This window comes from Micromonospora sp. C41, from assembly GCF_018070485.1.
In the GTDB taxonomy this organism is placed as follows: domain Bacteria; phylum Actinomycetota; class Actinomycetes; order Mycobacteriales; family Micromonosporaceae; genus Micromonospora; species Micromonospora chalcea.
In genome coordinates, this window is sequence record NZ_JAGPXP010000016.1 from 92,143 (window position 1) to 109,572 (window position 17,430).

General features: G+C 72.7%; 16 protein-coding genes. 5 read left to right on the forward strand and 11 right to left on the reverse strand.

The features are described 5' to 3' along the window. Positions 1 to 33: 33 nt before the first annotated feature. The 3 genes from KBX43_RS18615 to KBX43_RS18625 form a co-directional block, all read right to left on the reverse strand. Positions 34 to 1,599, reverse strand: a complete 1,566-nt coding sequence (locus tag KBX43_RS18615; RefSeq protein WP_210885983.1) for an AMP-binding protein — start codon at positions 1,597 to 1,599, stop codon at positions 34 to 36. 167 nt (positions 1,600 to 1,766) lie between these two features. Then, on the reverse strand, positions 1,767 to 2,981 hold the full coding sequence (locus tag KBX43_RS18620) for an acyl-CoA dehydrogenase family protein (RefSeq protein ID WP_064447943.1): 1,215 nt from the start codon (positions 2,979 to 2,981) through the stop codon (positions 1,767 to 1,769). Between the two features lies 1 nt (position 2,982). Continuing rightward, positions 2,983 to 3,435: an SCP2 sterol-binding domain-containing protein gene (locus KBX43_RS18625; RefSeq protein ID WP_043327552.1), complete on the reverse strand. Its 453-nt coding sequence runs from the start codon at positions 3,433 to 3,435 to the stop codon at positions 2,983 to 2,985. Positions 3,436 to 3,513: 78 nt separating this feature from the next. Here KBX43_RS18625 and KBX43_RS18630 point away from each other — a divergent pair, with 78 nt between their 5' ends. Then, positions 3,514 to 4,152, forward strand: coding sequence for a TetR/AcrR family transcriptional regulator (locus KBX43_RS18630; RefSeq protein ID WP_030500578.1), 639 nt, complete (start codon positions 3,514 to 3,516; stop codon positions 4,150 to 4,152). Between the two features lie 45 nt (positions 4,153 to 4,197). Here KBX43_RS18630 and KBX43_RS18635 read toward each other — a convergent pair whose 3' ends face one another. From KBX43_RS18635 to KBX43_RS18665, 7 genes are all read right to left on the reverse strand, one after another. After that, a complete protein-coding gene (locus tag KBX43_RS18635; protein ID WP_113972264.1) occupies positions 4,198 to 4,821 on the reverse strand; it encodes a DedA family protein in 624 nt (207 codons plus the stop codon). A gap of 24 nt (positions 4,822 to 4,845) precedes the next feature. After that, positions 4,846 to 6,105, reverse strand: coding sequence for an adenylosuccinate synthetase (locus KBX43_RS18640; RefSeq protein WP_210885986.1), 1,260 nt, complete (start codon positions 6,103 to 6,105; stop codon positions 4,846 to 4,848). Next, positions 6,102 to 7,061, reverse strand: coding sequence for a hypothetical protein (locus tag KBX43_RS18645; RefSeq protein WP_113972262.1), 960 nt, complete (start codon positions 7,059 to 7,061; stop codon positions 6,102 to 6,104). The genes KBX43_RS18640 and KBX43_RS18645 overlap by 4 nt, the downstream gene beginning before the upstream one ends. 10 nt (positions 7,062 to 7,071) lie before the next feature. Beyond that, complete coding sequence (locus tag KBX43_RS18650) at positions 7,072 to 8,055, reverse strand: serine/threonine protein kinase (RefSeq protein ID WP_210885989.1); 984 nt, start codon at positions 8,053 to 8,055, stop codon at positions 7,072 to 7,074. Further along, on the reverse strand, positions 8,052 to 8,822 hold the full coding sequence (locus KBX43_RS18655; RefSeq protein WP_210885991.1) for an NUDIX domain-containing protein: 771 nt from the start codon (positions 8,820 to 8,822) through the stop codon (positions 8,052 to 8,054). Before KBX43_RS18655 ends, KBX43_RS18650 begins: the two co-directional genes overlap by 4 nt. Before the next feature lie 80 nt (positions 8,823 to 8,902). After that, on the reverse strand, positions 8,903 to 9,970 hold the full coding sequence (locus KBX43_RS18660; protein ID WP_247677512.1) for a MaoC/PaaZ C-terminal domain-containing protein: 1,068 nt from the start codon (positions 9,968 to 9,970) through the stop codon (positions 8,903 to 8,905). Continuing rightward, positions 9,970 to 11,328, reverse strand: a complete 1,359-nt coding sequence (locus KBX43_RS18665; RefSeq protein ID WP_140946128.1) for a 3-oxoacyl-ACP reductase — start codon at positions 11,326 to 11,328, stop codon at positions 9,970 to 9,972. The genes KBX43_RS18660 and KBX43_RS18665 overlap by 1 nt, the downstream gene beginning before the upstream one ends. A gap of 55 nt (positions 11,329 to 11,383) precedes the next feature. On the opposite strand from KBX43_RS18665, the gene KBX43_RS18670 reads away from it, so the two are divergent. The 4 genes from KBX43_RS18670 (at position 11,384) to purB (ending at position 16,755) form a co-directional block, all read left to right on the forward strand. Then, complete coding sequence (locus KBX43_RS18670; RefSeq protein ID WP_104113528.1) at positions 11,384 to 12,676, forward strand: acetyl-CoA C-acetyltransferase; 1,293 nt, start codon at positions 11,384 to 11,386, stop codon at positions 12,674 to 12,676. A 124-nt stretch (positions 12,677 to 12,800) separates the two neighbouring features. Next, positions 12,801 to 13,316: a SigE family RNA polymerase sigma factor gene (locus KBX43_RS18675; protein ID WP_043327545.1), complete on the forward strand. Its 516-nt coding sequence runs from the start codon at positions 12,801 to 12,803 to the stop codon at positions 13,314 to 13,316. Continuing rightward, positions 13,313 to 15,232 carry a hypothetical protein gene (locus KBX43_RS18680; protein WP_210885994.1) on the forward strand — a complete coding sequence of 640 codons (1,920 nt, stop codon included), beginning with the start codon at positions 13,313 to 13,315 and terminating at the stop codon, positions 15,230 to 15,232. The genes KBX43_RS18675 and KBX43_RS18680 overlap by 4 nt, the downstream gene beginning before the upstream one ends. Positions 15,233 to 15,321: 89 nt before the next feature. Further along, positions 15,322 to 16,755 (forward strand): adenylosuccinate lyase, encoded by a 1,434-nt coding sequence (gene purB / locus KBX43_RS18685; RefSeq protein WP_247677513.1) that lies wholly within the window; start codon positions 15,322 to 15,324, stop codon positions 16,753 to 16,755. Between the two features lie 93 nt (positions 16,756 to 16,848). On the opposite strand, the gene KBX43_RS18690 is transcribed toward purB, so the two are convergent. Then, complete coding sequence (locus tag KBX43_RS18690) at positions 16,849 to 17,424, reverse strand: YbjQ family protein (protein ID WP_176722791.1); 576 nt, start codon at positions 17,422 to 17,424, stop codon at positions 16,849 to 16,851. Between the last annotated feature and the right edge of the window lie 6 nt (positions 17,425 to 17,430).

Here is a 17,430-nt window from a genome sequence, read left to right on the forward strand (position 1 = left end):
CGGCGGCGGGACCGGTTCGCGGGGTGCCGTCCGTCAGTCGAAGTAGCGGCGCAACTCCCGGCTCAGCACCTTGCCGGTGGCGTTGCGCGGCAGGTACTTGACGAACACCACGTCCCGCGGCACGGAGAAGCGGGCCAGGTAGCGCCGGACGTACTCGCGGACCGCCTCCGGGTCGAGCGTCTCGCCCGGCCGCAGCGCCAGGAACGCGGCCAGCCGCTGGCCGTAGTCGGGGTCCGGTACGCCGATCACCGCGACCTCGCGGACCTGCGGCAGCCGGGCGATCAGGTCCTCCACCTCGGACGGGAACACGTTCTCGCCGCCGGAGACGATCATGTCGTCCGCCCGGCCGTCCACGAAGAGCAGGCCGTCGGCGTCGAGCCGGCCGAGGTCGCCGGTGTCCAGCAGGCCGTCGCGGCTCTCCCGCCCGACGCCCGAGGTGTAGCCCTCGAAGAGCATCTCGTTGCCCACGAAGATCCGCCCGACCTCGCCGTCCCGGACGGGGCGGCCGTTCTCGTCCAGGATCGCCAGCCGGGTGCCGTGCGGCGGCCGGCCCGCGGTGGTGGGCGCGGCGCGCAGTTCGCGTGGGCCGGCGATGGAGGCCCAGGAGACCTCGGTCGAGCCGTAGAGGTTGTACAGCACGTCGCCGTAGCGGTCCATGAAGGCGGTGGCCAGGTTGCCGGGCAGGGCGGATCCGCTGACCGCGACCACCTTGAGCGGGGGCCGGGGCAGCGGCGGCTCGACCTCCATGAGTCGTTGCAGCATCACCGGTACGGCGAACATCGCGTCGCACCGCTGGGCGACGAGCGCGGTCAGCGTGGCGGCGGGGTCGAATCGGCGGTGCAGCACGACTGTGGCGCGCAGCGCGAACGAGACCTGGAGGGCGGCGTACCCCCAGGTGTGGAAGATCGGCGCGGCGATCATGGTGGTGTTCCGCGCGTGCAGCGGGATGCGGTCGATGATGGACACCAGCGGGCCGAAGCCGTGCGGGGTGGGGCGGCGGGCGCCCTTGGGCGCGCCGGTGGTGCCGGAGGTCAGCACTATGGTGCGGCCGTCCCGCTCGGGCGGCTGGAGTTGTTCGCCGGGGACCGCGGCGGCGATCAGCTCCTCGTGCCGCCGTTCGTCGACCCGGTGCACCTCGGCGGGGAGGGCGAGGACGCGCTCGGTGAACTCGCCGTCGTGGACCAGGACGCGCAGGCCCTGTTCCTCGGCCACGGTGCCCAGCTGAGCCGCGGACAGGCCGGTGTTTACCAGGACGGCGTCCGCGCCGAGGAGCATCGCGGCGACTATCGCCTCGATCAGGCCGTGGTGGTTGCGGCAGAGCACGCCGACCCGGTCGCCGGCCTGGACGTCGAGGTGGGACCGGAGGGAGCGGGCCAGCCGTTCGGAGCGCTCCAGCAGTTCCTGGTACGTCATGGTGGCGCCGCGCTCGTCGACCACCGCGACGCGGCCGGGGTCGCGGGCGGCGGCCTGGCGCAGCTCCCCGGCGAGGCTCCAGCCCCACCGGCGCAGCGCGTTGAGCTGCGAGACGACCCGGATCGGGCGGCCCGGGGTGAGCAGTCCACGGCGGGTCAGCGTGGCGGCGATGAACGGCAGGTCCAAGGCGCAACTCCTTCGCGTTCGTGGTTCGTCGACCAGGCTCCGGACGGGTCGGCCGTCCGGTTTTGCGTGATCTTGCGCCCGATCGCGGGTCGGGTCGGCCAGGCGGGGGCGCCCGGCCCGCGACGGCGCTGCCTGTCGTCACGGGCCGGGCGGCGTGCCGCCGGCGGTCAGCGGATCTGCATGCCGGAGATGGCCCGGGAGATGACCAGCCGCTGGATTTCGGAGGTGCCCTCGAAGATGGTGTAGATCTTGGCGTCGCGGTACCACCGCTCGACCGGGTGGTCGCGCAGGAAGCCCGCGCCGCCGAGGAGCTGGACCGCCTTGTCGGTCACCGAGACGGCCACCTCGCCGGCCTTGAGCTTGGACATCGAGCCTTCGCCGGCGGCGAACGGCCGGTTGTTGCGGCCCATCCAGGAGGCGCGCCAGACCAGGAGCCGGGCGGCGTCGATCTCCATCTTCATGTCGGCGAGCGCGAACGCGACCGCCTGGTTGGTGATGATCGGCCGTCCGAACTGGACCCGTTCCTTGGCGTAGTCCAGGGCGTACTCGTAGGCGGCGCGGGCCACGCCGAGCGCCTGCGCGCCGACTGTCGGACGGGACAGCTCGAACGTGCGCATCGCCGCCTGGCCGGAGGCGCGCTGCCCGGACCGGGCGCGGGCCAGACGCTCGTCGAGCGCGTCCTTGCCGCCGAGCAGGCAGCGGCCCGGCACCCGGACGTCGTCGAGGAAGACGTCCGCGGTGTGCGAGGCGCGCAGCCCGAGCTTGCGCAGCTTGCGGGTGGCGGTCAGACCGGAGGTGCCCGGGGGTACGACGAACGCGGCCTGCCCGCGCGAGCCCAGCTCGGGGTCGATCGAGGCGGTGACCACGTGCACGCCGGCGATGCCGCCGTTCGTGGCGTACGCCTTCTGCCCGTTGAGCACCCACTCGTCGGTGGCCTCGTCGTAGACGGCGCGGGTACGCATCGATCCGACGTCGGAGCCGGCTTCCGGCTCGCTCGTGCAGAACGCGGCGACGGCCGGGGAGTCGACGTCGCCGAAGCACTGCGGCACCCATTCGACGAGCTGGTCGGGGGTGCCGGCGCCGTAGATCGCGGCGACCGCGAGCGAGGTGCCGAAGATGCTCAGGCCGATGCCGGCGTCACCCCAGAAGAGTTCCTCGCTGGCGATCGGCAGGGAGAGGCCGGTGGGGTCGGCCCAGCAGGTGGCGAGGAACTCGAAGCCGTACAGGCCGACCTTCGCCGCCTCCTGGATGATCGGCCACGGGGTCTCCTCCCGGGCGTCCCACTCGGCCGCGGCCGGGCGCACGACCTCGGCTGCGAAGCCGTGCACCCAGTCGCGTAGATCCCGCTGTTCCTCGTTCAGGTCGAGCGAGAACTCGGCCATGTCAGGCCTTGGGGATGTCGAACAGGTTGGCGATGTTGGCAGCCAGGCCCAGGTCGCCCTTGGCCTTCAGCTTGCCGGTCATGAACATCATCACCGGGTTGGCGCCACCGGAGACGATCTTCAGGAACTCGACCGGGCCCATGGTGAGGCTCAGCTTCGGGTCGCGGGTGGCGGTCTCCGAGACGGTGCAGGCGCCGTTCTCGATGACGATCTCGTACGTGTCGGTGCCACCGTCCGGGCGGCCGGTGATGTTCCAGTGGATGACCGCGTTGGTGGCACCGGCGCGGTCGGCGCGGAACAGCGTGGGCATCCGGTTGAAGACCTCGCTGAGGATCTTGCCGCGCGACTCGCCGGACATGATCTCGGCGATCTTGGCGTCCGGCGTGGACTTGACCAGCTGCGCGAACTCCTTGGGGCCGACGTTCGCGAAGTTGGCCGGGTCGAAGTCAGTCATCAGGAAATGCACCTCTCGGGCGGGGCCAGCTTGGTTACTCTGGCGTAACCCTACGCACGGGTAGGTATGCTCGCAAGAGTGTCCAGCACGCCGACCTTCAAGCGCCTCCCCCGAGCCGTACGCGAGCAGCAGATGCTCGACGCGGCGGTGAAGGTGTTCTCCCGCCGCGGCTTCCACGCCGCCAGCATGGACGAGATCGCCGACGACGCCGGCATCTCCAAACCGATGGTCTACGCCTACCTCGGCACCAAGGAAGAACTCTTCATCGCCTGCCTGCACCGCGAGAGCACCCGGATGATGGAGGCCATCGCCGGCGCCGCCGCCCCCGACCTGCCCGCCGACGAGCGGCTCTGGCGCGGGCTGCGCGCGTTCTTCGGCTTCGTCGGCGCGCACCGGGACGGCTGGGCCGTGCTCTACCGGCAGGCCCGCGGCTCGCAGCCGTTCGCCGCCGAACTCGCCGCCATGCGGGGACGGCTGGTCGAGGTGGTGGCCGGGATGCTCGACCACGCGCTGCGCGCCGCCGGACGGGAGGTCGGTGCCACCGACCTGGAGGTGGTCTCGTACGCGCTCGTCGGCGCCTCCGAGTCGCTCGCCGACTGGCTTGCCGACCACCCGGAGGCCGATGCCGGCAAGACCGCGACCCGGATGATGAACGTGGCCTGGCTCGGCGCCGACCAACTGTTGCGCGGCGCCACCTGGCACCCCGGCGCTGTGTAAGGAAGGGCCCCCTCTTAACGCCTCCGGTAGTGGAAGGGCCCCTTTTTAACAGTCGCGGCGCGCGGCGGCTCGCCGGTGTGCCCGCCGCCGGCCCCAGCGGGCGGCCTCGAACAGCCCGGTGACCGCGAGCGAGATGGCGACCCCGGCGAGGAGCCCGGAGACGGGGTTGTGCTCGAACGCCAGGCCGCCGAAGTAGCCGAGCAGCGTGCAGTAGATCCCCCAGGTCGCGCAGGCCAGCGCGTCGTACAGCAGGAACATCCGCACCGGATAGCGGACCGCACCCATGGTCAGCGTGACGGCGGTGCGGCCGCCGGGAACGTACCGGGCGGTGGTCAGGATCATCCCGCCGCGCCTGTCGACGGCCCGGCGGGCCCACTCGGAGCCGGCCCGCCGCCTGCTGTCCGCCGGGAAGCGGGCCAGCCGGTGCGCGCCGCCGCCGCGCCCGATCGCGTAGGAGACGTGATCGCCGACGAGCGCGCCGAACGCGGCGGTCACGATCACCAGCGCCAGGTCCGGCTCGCCGCCCGCCGCGAAGACCCCGGCGGTGATCACCACGGTCTCGCCGGGCACCGCCGGGAAGAACGCGTCGACGGCGGTGACCGCGATGATCACCAGGTACGCCCACGGTGAGGTCACCGTGTGGTGCAGCAGGTCGAGCGCGTCCCCCATGCACCCATGCTCGGTGGTGCGGTGTTAAGCAGGGGCCCTTCCCATACAAAAGGCGTTAACAAGGGGCCCTTCCTTCTCCTCGGCCGTGGGTCCGCGCGACGTGAGCACCACCGGCGCCCCCAGCGCCTCCGAGACCGCCCCCGCCCAGTCGGCGGGCGCCGAGTCCAGCACCGGCCGGGCCCGCAGCAGCCGCTGCGTGAGCGCCGCCTGCCGGTCCAGGTCACCGGCCGGGCCGGGGACGAGCCGGTCCAGGCCCTCGTACCGGCGGCAGATCCGCAGCTCGGACCCGGCCAGGTCGAGGTGGGTCAGCGCCAGCCCGTCCACCCCACCGGCGACCTCCAGCGCGTACCGGTGGGCGACCGCGTCGAAGTGCCCGAACCGGAACCGGCCCTGCCAGGGGTTCGTCCCGTTGTGCCGGTCGCGGAACGGCAGCGCCGCGTCCTCGGTGACCAGCGGCCCGGGACCGTGCCGCGTGGTGGTCGTGCGCAGCACGCCGAGCCGCTGCGCGGTACCGGCCATCCCCGCCTCCCCGAGCAGCGTCTCGGCGTTGGCGAACGTCGTGGTGCTCCACGTCGTGTACGGGTGGAAGCCGTGCCACTCGTCCAGCAGCACCCCCTGCGCGCCCTCGAACACGCAGGTGCCCTCGCGCAACGCGGATGCCAGCCAGGTCCGGTCGACGATCGCCACCCGGCGCGCGAAGGCCGCGTACGCGGGCAGGCAGTCCTGGACCGGCGGCGCGTCCAGCGGGCCCAGCTCGGCGGTGAGCCGGTCCCGCAGCGCGGTCAGCCGCCGGCGCAGCACCGCCGGGCGGCGGCAGTCCGCCACCCGGGGTGCCTCGTCGGGGTGGGCGAGGCCGTACGCGACCGCCTCGCCCACCCCGAGCCCGCAGGAGCCGTGCCGGTCGGCTCCCCGGGCGATCTCCCGGGCGCGGTTGGCGGCCCGGTGGTACGGGGTGGCGAGCAGCGCCTCCCCGTCCACAGTCAGACGGTCGAGCGCGTCTGGAACGCCGACCGACGCGAGGTGGTCGGCCTCGGCGGCGAGCGCCAGCGGGTCCACCACCACGTGCCGCGCCAGGTGCGTCCGTACGCCCGGACGGAACGTCCCGGCGCCGAACTGCGCGAACGTGTGGTGCCGCCCGTCGCGCAGGACGACGTTGTGCGCCGCCTGCGCGCCCCCGTTGAACCGGATCACCGTGTGCACCTGCCGGGTGGCGCAGAGCAGGTCCACCACTGTGCCCTTGCCGGCGTCGCCGTAGCCGAGGTCGACCACCATCACGTGGTTCACAGCCGGGTGACCCCGCTTCCGCCGTCGGCCGGGCTGAACGGCAGCGTCGCCACCGCGCGGCGGCCGGAGCCGAGCCGGGCGAGCGCCTTCGAGACGGTCCGGGTGGCGGTGGAGCCGGCGCGGTCCAGGTCGCGCAGCCCGGCGTCCAGGTCGATGGCCTGCTCGCCGAGCCCGACGGTGAGCGCGATCGTCTCGCAGACCGCGTCCAGGTCGTCCAGCTCGACCGCGTTCTGCCCGAGCAGGCCGCGCCAGAAGTCCAGCACCTTGCGGTTGCCCGCGTAGTGGCTGCCGGCGGGCAGCAGGTAGTAGGTGTCCCAGCGCGCGGTCACCTCGTCCACGATCTGCCGGACCGGCACGTCCTCGCTCAGGTCGTCGCCGATCAGCCGGGCCACCTCCGCGCGCTTCACCCCCGCGTACGCCAGCTCGTCGCCGATGATGAACAGGTAGCCGCGCCGGCCGCGCTTGTCCCAGCTGTCGGTGGCCGTGTGCCGGGCCATGAAGTACAGCGCCAGCTCGTACGACTCCATCATCTGGCCGCCTCCGCCGCCCTCCAGCACGATCCGGCCGAGGTCGTCGTCCATCCGGTTGTCGGACTCGAACTGCCCGATCTGCAACGGCACCCGGTCGCAGGTGGCGTCGCCGATCGCGCCGAACATGACCTGCGGGTCGCTCGCGTACCCCTGGCGCAGCAGCAGGCCGAGCAGCTGCGGCAGCTTGCTCTGCAGCACCCGGGGCACGTGCCCCATCGAGCCGGTGACGTCGAACAGTACGGCGATCGGCGTCGACTGCGGGTGCTCGGCGGAGTCGCGGCTCTCCCGCAGCGCGTCGCGCGGGTCGAGCGCCGGGTGCACCTTGCGCGCGCCGCTGTCGCTGTACGAGAACGCGCTCTTGCCGGTGCGGCGCCGGTAGCGGTCGGCGGCGTCGTACACGTCGGTGGACCAGATTCCACTGCCCATGGCAGCCTCCCTACGGGTTGAGGGTGAAGGGTCGGAAGGTGCGCGGCCCGTACAGCCGGTGCAGCACCTCGTCCAGTTCGCGCAGCAGCCGCCAGGCGTCGTCGGGCCGGGTGGCGAGCGCGGCGCCCTGGCAGCCGTCGGCGAAGGCGCGCAGCTCGCGGGGCGCGCGGTCGCCCATCAGCCAGGTCATGCAGCGGGCGGCCAGCGCGATGTCGGTGCCGGGGCCGCACTGCCGCTTCGCGGCGACCTCCGGCGGATACCAGTCCTCGTGGCCGGGCACCAGCGCCGGCACGAGCCCGCCCGGCTCGGCCGAGAAGCACCAGTCGACGAGCACCAGGCCGTGCGCGTCCGGCTCGATCAGCACGTGCCGGGGCAGCACCGCGCCGTGCACCACGCCCGCGCGGTGGGCCAGGCCGAGCGCCACGAGCAGCCGCCGCCACATCCAGGCCGCGTCGCGCGGGTCCAGCCCGTCCGGGTACGCGCGGCGCACGTCGTCCAGGCTGCGCAGCCCGGGTACGGTCACCAGCTCGTTGACCTGCCGCTGCACGCCGGTCGACGGGTCACGCGCCGGGTAGGAGTCGACGAGCTTCGGCACGTACGCGAGGTGTTTGGCGTCGCCGCGCTCGGCGATGCGGCGCAACGCGCGCGCCTCGCGGGCCATCAGGTCGTTGTCGCCGGGGTGCCGGGCCACCTTGGCCAGGTGATAAGAAGGGGCCCCTCCTCTACCGGAGGCGTTAACAGGGGGCCCTTCCTTGCGTTCGTGCAGGGTGGCGACGTCGCCGGTGTACGCGGGGGCCGGGGTGCGCCAGCGGGTGGTGACGGTGACGAGTGCTTCGGCGGCGGCGGCGCGTACGCCGGGGTCGGCCGCGCCCAGCCGGTCGGGGTGCAGCGCGCCGACCAGCTCGCGGTAGCGGCGGGCCGGCTCGTCGGCGCCGAACAGGTCGGCGTCGGTACGCGCGGCAGTGACCAGCCGGATCGCCTCTTCGGTCCTCACCGCACCGTCTCCTCCCGGGCGGGGCGCAGCAGCGCCGGGTGCAGCAGCCGGGCGTCTCCGGCGCGGTAGAGCTTGGCCCGGGGGCCGCCGCGCGCGCCGCCGCGCGCGCCGCCGCGCTCGGTGCTGGCGCCGGTGCTCTCCACGAAGCCGGGCACCGAGAGCACCTTGCGGTGGAAGTTGCCGGCGTGCAGCGGGTGCCCCCAGACCGTCTCGTAGACCTCCCGCAGCTCGGTGATCGTGAACTCGGGGGCGAGGAAGCGGGTGGCCAGCGGCGTGTACTCCAGCTTGGAACGGGCGCGCTCCAAGCCGTCGTCGATGATCCGGCCGTGGTCGAAGGCGAGCTGCCGGCTGGTCAGCGCGGTGACCGGCAGCCAGATCGCCTCGTCGGCGTCGGTGTCGGCGACCGGGTCGGGCAGGTCGGGGGCGAACGCCAGGTGCGCGACCGAGACCACCCGCATGCGCGGGTCGCGGTCCGGGGCGCCGTAGCTGCCGAGCTGTTCCAGGTGCACCCGGCGCAGCCGCTCGCCGCCGAGGCCGGTCTCCTCGGCCAGTTCGCGCCGGGCGCCGGCGGTCAGGTCCTCGTCCGGCTGGACGAAGCCGCCGGGCAGCGCCCAGTGCCCCGCGAAGGGCGGCGCGCCGCGGCGGATCAGCAGCAGGTGCAGCGCGCCCTCGCGGATGGTCAGCGCGACCACGTCGACGGTGACCGCGACCGCCGGGTAGTCCCGCGGGTCGTACCCGGCGAGGAAGTCCTGCTCGTTCACGGTCACTCACTCTCTCAGGTTGAGAACAACTCACTCTGAGAACAACTTAGCGCCGAAAAGAGGGGACGGCAAGTCCCCTCTTTTCCTCAGCGCACCGAACCGGTCAGGTGCGGCCTCCCGTCCCGGGCGCTGTGCAGCGCGAAGTCCCAGCCCGCGCCGTTCGGCGAGGCGCTGAACGCCACCGTCGACGGCAGCGGCACCGGCAGCTTGAACGCCACGTCCACCGTGTACGCCTCCGGTAGCCGGGGTTCCAGCGCGGCCAGGCATCGGGCCTTGCTCCACATGCCGTGCGCGATCGGGCGCGGGAAACCGAACAGCCGCGCGCCCAGCTTCGAGGTGTGGATCGGGTTGTGGTCGCCGGAGACGCGCGCGTAATCAGTACCCACGCGGGGCGTCACCCGCCACCGCGCCGAGGCGGCCGGCGGCGCCGGGCGGTCACCCCGGTCGCGCCGCGGGCCGCCGCCGGACGCACGCTCCTTCCCGAGGTACGTGGACACGCCGCGCCACACCTCCTCGCCGCCGATCGAGCCGACCAGCACCACGTCGAGCTGGCGGCCGCGCTCGTGCGGGCGCAGGTTCTCCGCGTACGTGTGGAAGTCGACGCGCTCGCCGACCTCGACCGGGCGGTGCACGGTGATCCGGTTGGCCACGTGCACCACGCCGGTGAGCGGGATCGGGAAGCCGGGGCTCGTCATCAGCCGCAGCGACAGCGGGAACCCGAGCACGTGCAGGTACGTCGCCGGCAGCCGGTCGGTCAGCCGGAACCCGCACACCCGGTCATAGTCCGCCAGGTGCCGCTGATCCACAGAGACCCCGCCAACGGCGAGTTCCAGCCCCGGCACGTCAGCCCCGCGCCGCCCCCCAACCCCCGGAACGACCCCGAGTAGCGCCCGCCGATAAAGCGCCCCACTGGCAGGCAGCCCGTCCAACTCCACCCGCCGCCGCCCCACCGCTCCTTCACCCCGTCGATCATGAGGTTGGCTGCCTTGTTGATCTCCAGAAGTGCCGTCAACTTCATGATCGTCGGAGGTGGGGCGGGCGGCGGCGTTGGTGCGGGCCAGGGCGGCGGCTCGGGCGGCCGTGAGGTCGCGGGTGGGGCCCTCGATCAGGTCGTGCAGGGTCAGGTCGTCGTCCTCGTGGTCACGGGGTGCCATCACGCCCCCAGGAGGCTCTGGCCGCAGACCCGGACCACGTTGCCGCTGACCGCGCCGCTCGCCGGCCAGGAGAGCCAGCCGATCGTCTCGGCCACGTCCACCGGCAGGCCGCCCTGGGCCATGCTGTTCATCCGCCGTCCCGCCTCGCGGATCGTCAACGGGATACGCGCGGTCAGCCGCGTCTCGATGAAGCCCGGCGCCACCGCGTTCAGGCTGATCCCGCGCTCGCGCAGCACCGGGGAGAGCGAGTCGACCAGGCCGATCACGCCGGCCTTGCTGGTCGCGTAGTTGGTCTGCCCCCGGTTGCCGGCGATCCCGGCGATCGACGAGACCGAGACGATCCGGCCGCCGGCCGGGATCAGGTCGCGTTCCAGCAGTACGTCGTTGATCCGCTCCTGGCTGGACAGGTTCACGTCGATCACCGAGTCCCACCGGTCGGCGTCCATCCGGCCCAGCGTCTTGTCCCGGGTGATGCCCGCGTTGTGCACCACCACGTCGACCCGCCCGTGCCGGGACGCCAGGTGCTCCGCCAGCCGGGTCGGCGCATCCGGCGCGGTCAGGTCGAGCTGCACCGCGCTGCCGCCGATGTCGTTGGCGACGGCGGCCAGCTCGTCCCCGGCCGCGGGGATGTCCAGCGCCACCACCTGGGCGCCGTCGCGGGCCAGCACCTTCGCCAGCGCCGCGCCGATGCCCCGGGCCGCGCCGGTCACCAGCACCACCTGCCCGTCGAGCGGCCGGTCCCAGTCGGCCGGCGCGACGGCGGTGCCGGCGCCGACCCGGATCACCTGGCCCGAGACGTACGCGGACCGGCCGGAGAGCAGGAACCGGAGCGTGGACTCCAGGCTCACCGGGGTACCGGCGTCACCCTCGCGTGTCACGTAGACCAGTTGGGCCGTGACGCCCCGGCCGAACTCCTTGCCGATGCTGCGGGTCAGGCCCTCCAGCGCGCGCTGGGCGGTAGCCTCCCGGGGGGAGCCGCACTCGGCCGGCGGCGTGCCCAGCACGATCACCCGGCCGCTCGGCACCAGCGAGCGGGCCTGCGGGTGGAAGAAGTCGTAGAGCTGGCGCAGCCCGGTGGAGTCGGTGACGCCGCTGGCGTCGTACACCAGGGCCGCGAAGCGGCGGTCGGCGTCGTGGGCGGCGACCGGATCGGCCAGCTCGACCCCGGCGGCGGTCAGGATCTTGCCGGTCGGCTCGGCGATCCGGCCGCCGGTCGAGGAGCCGAGCAGGACCGGCCCGGGAACGAGCGGGTCGCCCGGCGTGTGCCGGCGCAGTCGAGGCGGATCGGGCAGCCCGAGGCGCTTGACCAGCGCGCGACCGGCCCCCGTCTGGACGAAGCTCGCGTACCTGTCGGTCATAGGCGTAGCCTACTGGCGAGTAGGGTTCGGGCAACAGTTTCGAGGGAGGCCGATCGTGCAGAGTGTCCGGCGGGTCGCGGTCATCGGGGGCAACCGCATCCCCTTCGCCCGGTCCAACTCGCGCTACGCGCACGCGTCGAACGCCGACATGCTCGGCGCGGCGCTCGACGGGCTGGTCGCCCGGTTCGGGCTGGCCGGCGAGCGGGTCGGCGAAGTGGTGGCCGGCGCGGTGCTCAAGCACTCCCGCGACTTCAACCTCACCCGTGAGGTGGTGCTCGGCTCCCGGCTCGACCCGCACACCCCCGCGTACGACATCCAGCAGGCCTGCGGCACCGGCCTGGAGGCCGCCATCCTGGTCGCCAACAAGATCGCCCTCGGGCAGATCGAGGTCGGCATCGCCGGTGGCGTCGACACCACCTCGGACGCGCCACTCGCCGTCAACGAGGACATGCGGCGCACCCTGCTCCAGCTCAACTCCGCCCGTACGCTCGGCGAACGGCTCAAGATCGCGGCGAAGCTGCGCCCGCACCAGCCGTTCAAGCCGGAGATCCCGCGCAACGCCGAGCCGCGTACCGGACTGTCCATGGGTGAGCACGCGGCCCGGACGGCGCTGCGCTGGAACGTCGACCGGACCACGCAGGACGAACTCGCGCTGCGCTCGCACCAGCGGCTCGCCGCCGCGTACGACAAGGGGTTCTTCGACGACCTGATGACCCCCTACCTGGGGCTGACCCGCGACCAGAACCTGCGCCCGGACACCAGCCTGGAGAAGCTCGGCTCGCTCAAGCCGGTCTTCGGCGCCTCCGGCGCGGACGCCGAGCGGGCCACCATGACCGCCGGCAACTCCTCGCCGCTCACCGACGGCGCGTCGACCGTCCTGCTCGCGTCCGAGGAGTGGGCCAAGGCGCACAACCTGCCGGTGCTCGCCTGGTTCTCCTGGTCCGAGACCGCCGCCGTCGACTTCGTGCACGGCGACGAGGGGCTGCTGATGGCCCCCACGTACGCGGTGCCCCGGATGCTGGCCCGGGCCGGGCTCAGCCTCCAGGACTTCGACTTCTACGAGATCCACGAGGCGTTCGCCTCCCAGGTGCTGGCCACCCTCGCCGCCTGGGAGTCGCCGGAGTTCTGCAAGGAGCGCCTCGGCCTGGACGCGCCGCTCGGCTCGATCGACCGGGAGAAGCTGAACGTCAACGGCTCCTCGCTGGCGGCCGGCCACCCGTTCGCCGCCACCGGCGGCCGGATCGTCGCCACGCTCGCCAAGCTGCTTGATCAGAAGGGGAGCGGGCGCGGCCTGATCTCCATCTGCGCGGCCGGTGGGCAGGGCGTGACAGCCATCCTGGAGCGCTGACAGCCTCCGGCAGGGCTGCGGTCCCGGCCGCAGCCCTGCTCCACGTTCCCGTCGGCGCCCGGAGCAACCCGAGGGCGGCTCGGCCGCGTCACCTGGGCATGAGGCGTACGAGAGGCTCCGGGACGTGAACCGGGCCGAGGAAGACGAGTACCGGCAGTTCGTCACCGCCCGGCTGGAGTCGTTGCGCCGCACCGCGTACCTCCTCTGCCGCGAGTGGCACACCGCCGACGACCTGGTCTCCATCACGATCGGCAAGCTCTACCGGCACTGGCGCCGGGTCCGCGCGGCGGAGAACATCGACGCGTACGTGCGCGGAATGCTCACAAACGCCTGGCTGGACGAGCGGCGGCGGCCCTGGCGGCGCGAGCACAGCACCGACACGGTGCCGGAGACCGCCGACATGATCCTGCCGGAGCCCACGCTCGCCGAACGCGACATGCTGCTCGCCCTGCTCGGCCAGCTGCCGCCCCGACGACGCGCCGTGCTGGTGCTGCGCTACTACTGCGACCTGTCGGTGGAGGAGACCGCCGACGTCATGGGTATCAGTACCGGCACTGTGAAGAGCCAGTCCGCACGCGGCCTGGAGGCGTTGCGCCTGCTGCTGGGCGGCATCCCGTCGACCCGAGGGGAGCTGTCATGACGTACCGACAGTTGTTCGACGACCTGATCGGCGAGCCGCCGATCTCCACGGTGGATGTCGACCGGGTGATCAGCGGACAGCGCCGGGCCCGGCGGCTGCGAATCGGGGGCGGCATGACGGCTGTCGCCGCGGTGGTGGCGGCAGTGCTGGTCGGCACCACGACGCTCATCGGCAAGCCGCACGCCCAGCCGGCCAAGCCGGCACCGGCCGTCACGACGATTCCCGGCAGCGATCAGGACCTGGACCGGATCGACGCCGCGGTGATCGCGGCGTTGACCCGCGCGGTGCCGCGCCTGGCCTGGGCGGTCAAGGACGGGCCGGTGATCGACACCCCCGCGTGGGCTTCCAACGTGATGGGCCCCGGCTCCCTCGGTTACCGGGGAAACGGCAGCTTCCGGGCGGACGGGGTGGACCTGGTCGCGAGCCTGCAGATCACTCCTGACGGCGCGAAGAGCTGGCAGGCCGAGGCGGCTCGCGGATGTTCCAAGAACGCCGTCGAGTGCGGCGAGCAGACGGGTCCGGACGGCGAGAAGATCAGGTACCACCGGTCGGTCTGGGAGCAGGAGGTACCTCCGCAGCTCCGGGATCAGATGTCGAGCCGGACAGAGAGCGCTGGCGTGACAGCACTGCGTCGGGACGGCACGTTTCTGAACCTGAGCCTCAGGACCGTCACCGCCGAGGACAAGCTTCCGGTCGCCGTCGGGCAGCTGATCCCGGTCGTGGTCGACCGGGCCGTCGCCCTCGCGCCGGAGCCGTCCCCCACACCGGCGGCCACGTCCACCGTCACCACTGTCGCGGGCACCGCCGCGGACGCGGCGCGTCTCGAGGCGGCGCTGACCAGCGCTCTGCGCCGGCAGGCACCCGACTTCACCTGGCTGACCAAGTGGGGCGGCGAGAGCAGCCCGACCCCGGTCGGGTTCGAGCCCAAGGGCTGGCTGAGCGTCGACGCACCGATGATGGATGCCGCCACGTTCCGGGTCGGGAACCGGGCCGCGCAGGTCACGCTACGGCTGGTGCGCGACGGACAGGCAGCCTGGTCGGTCGCCCCGCCCTGCCCGACCGCCGCGCTCGCCGCCCGTCACTGCACGGTAACCGAGTTCCCTGGTGGCGAGCGCCTGCGAGCCCGGCGGATGCTCTCCGACTTCGGCTCGCGCCCCGACTCGGCCCGGCCGGTGGGAAGCAACAGCTACCTGATCGAGTCGCTTCGCCCGGACGGCACGCTGGTCCGCCTCTATCTCACGCAGGACAAGCCGGCGCTCTCGATGGAACAGACGATCGAGATTGCACGGGAGCCGTCGCTCGTCCTGGCCCCACGGCCCCCGGCGGGAACCGCCACCAGCCAGGTCTACAGCCCGCTCAGGTGGGACTACGACGGCGCAGCGTCGGCGGCAGCCACCGGCGCGCTCGACGCCGTCTCGCCGGACGGAATGATCTATCTGCTGCCCTTCCGCGGAGGGGGCGACGGGCCCAACGGCGCGACTCTCCTGTCGTACAACTTCATGGTGCAGCGAGGCGGGCTGGCCGGCGACGGGGAGATCATCGTGGAGCGCCGCGCGGCCCTGGTGCTGAGCTGCGCCACGGTCGGGGCGCTCCCGCCCGCGACGCACCGGGCGCACGCGCATGACGGCGAGTGCACCGAGTCGACCCGCCCGGACGGGAACCGGGTCGTCACGATCGTCTCCCGTCCGGCCGGGTCGGTGGTCTACAGCGTGTTCGTCCAGCGACCCGACCGCGGCACGGTCGAGGTGGTGATCGACAACCGGCCCAACACCGGAGGCGCCTCGGACATGCCGACGGACGGAGACTTCGGGCGTCGCTGGCCGAAGGGCGTCAAGGGTGGCGCGACCCCGCCGCTCACTCTGGAGCAGGTCACGGCGCTTGCCGGTCACCCGGATCTGATCAACCTGTTGCCCTGACCGGATAAGACGGACGCCCCGGGCCGGACCGGTCCAGGGCGTCCGCCACCAGCGGGCCGACCGGTGGCGGCGCGAGCCCGTACGCGAGAATGAGGGCCGTGACGACGATCCCGAACGTGCTCGCCAACCGGTACGCCTCGCCCGAACTGGTCGCCCTCTGGTCGCCGGAGGAGAAGGTCCGGATGGAGCGCCGGCTCTGGCTGGCGGTGCTCAAGGCCCAGCGTGATCTCGGCGTGCCGGTGCCGGACGGTGTGGTCGAGGCGTACGAGCGGGTGGTCGACGACGTCGACCTGGCCTCGATCGCGGCGCGGGAGCGGGTCACCCGGCACGACGTGAAGGCCCGGATCGAGGAGTTCAGCGCGCTCGCCGGGCACGAGCACGTGCACAAGGGGATGACCTCCCGGGACCTCACCGAGAACGTCGAGCAGCTCCAGATCCGTGCCTCGCTGGAGCTGATCCGGGACCGGGTGGTCGCCACGCTGGCCCGGCTGGGCTGGCACGCGGGCGAGTACTCGGCGCTGGTGATGACCGGCCGGTCGCACAACGTCGCCGCGCAGGCCACCACGCTCGGCAAGCGCTTCGCGTCCGCCGCGGAGGAGCTGCTGATCGCGTACGAGCGGCTGGAGGACCTGATCGGCCGCTACCCGCTGCGCGGGATCAAGGGGCCGGTGGGCACCGCCGCCGACCAGCTCGACCTCTTCGACGGCGACGCCGGGAAGGTGGCCGAGCTGGAGCGCCGGGTGGCCGGGCACCTGGGCTTCAGCCGGGTGCTGGACAGCGTCGGCCAGGTCTACCCGCGTTCGCTGGACTTCGACGTGCTCTCCGCGCTGGCCCAGGTGGCCGCCGCGCCGTCGTCGCTGGCCACCACGATCCGGCTGATGGTGGGCCAGGAGCTGGTCACCGAGGGCTTCAAGCCGGGCCAGGTCGGGTCCAGCGCCATGCCGCACAAGATGAACACGCGCTCGTCGGAGCGGGTGAACGGCTTCGCGGTGATCATCAGGGGTTACCTGTCGATGGTCGGTGAGCTGGCCGGTGACCAGTGGAACGAGGGCGACGTCTCCTGCTCGGTGGTACGCCGGGTCGCGTTGCCGGACGCCTTCTTCGCCGCCGACGGGCTGTTCCAGACGTTCCTCACCGTGCTGGACGAGTTCGGTCCGTACCCAGCGGTGATCAACCGGGAGCTGGAGCGCTTCCTGCCGTTCCTCGCCACCACGAAGATCCTGGTGGCAGCCGTACGCCGGGGTGTCGGCCGGGAGGTCGCGCACGAGGTGATCAAGGAGCACGCGGTCGCCGTGGCGCTGGCCATGCGGGAGAAGGGCGCGGCGGAGAACGACCTGTTCGACCGCCTGGCAGCCGACGGCCGGCTGGGCCTGACCCGGGCCGAGATCGACACCCTGGTGGCCGACCGCAACGCCTTCGTTGGCGCCGCCGCCGACCAGGTCAACCGCGTGACCGAGAGGATCACCGGTGTGGTCGAGTCCCACCCCCAGGCCGCGACCTACTCCCCACCCCCCATCCTCTGACCCAGGCTCTTTCCCCGGCGATCATGAAGTTGGCGGCACTCAGGGAGATCATTCCTGCCGTCAACTTCATGATCGACGCCGCAGGGCGAGGGGTCAGGGGCCGGTGGGGGTTTCGGCTGCGGAACTCAGGTTGGGGGCGCTGGCCGGTTCGGCGATGCCGCCCGGGGCGGAGGCGATCTCCGGGTCGTGGGCGGTCTCGGCCGCGATCGCCGGCTGGTCCGGCGGCATGACGTCCGGCATCTTGGGCGCGACGATCACCGCCGTGCCGTACGCGCAGATCTCCATCCACATCTCGCCGCAGTCGCGGCTGTCGAAGCGCATGCCGATCACCGCGTTCGCGCCGAGGCGGCGGGCCTCCTCGCCGAGCCGGGCCACCGAGTCGGTACGCCACCGGGTCAGGTTGTCCGGCGCCAGCGGGTCGTATGCGCCACCGCGCAGGTTCTTGACCCCCTCGCGGTACGGGTTGCGGGTCCTCGCCATCGACGAGACCACTTCGCCGAGGATCTGGCGGATCTCGTAGCCAGGCAGTTGATCCGTCGTCACGACCAGCACGTTTCCGATGCTGTCAGCCCCCGGCCGGGTGGTTCGGGAGCCGTGTTCAGCTGATCGCATGCTGAAAAACGACGCGGCGCGGACGGCCGGGCTGCTCCCGGCCGATCCGCGCCGCATCGGCAT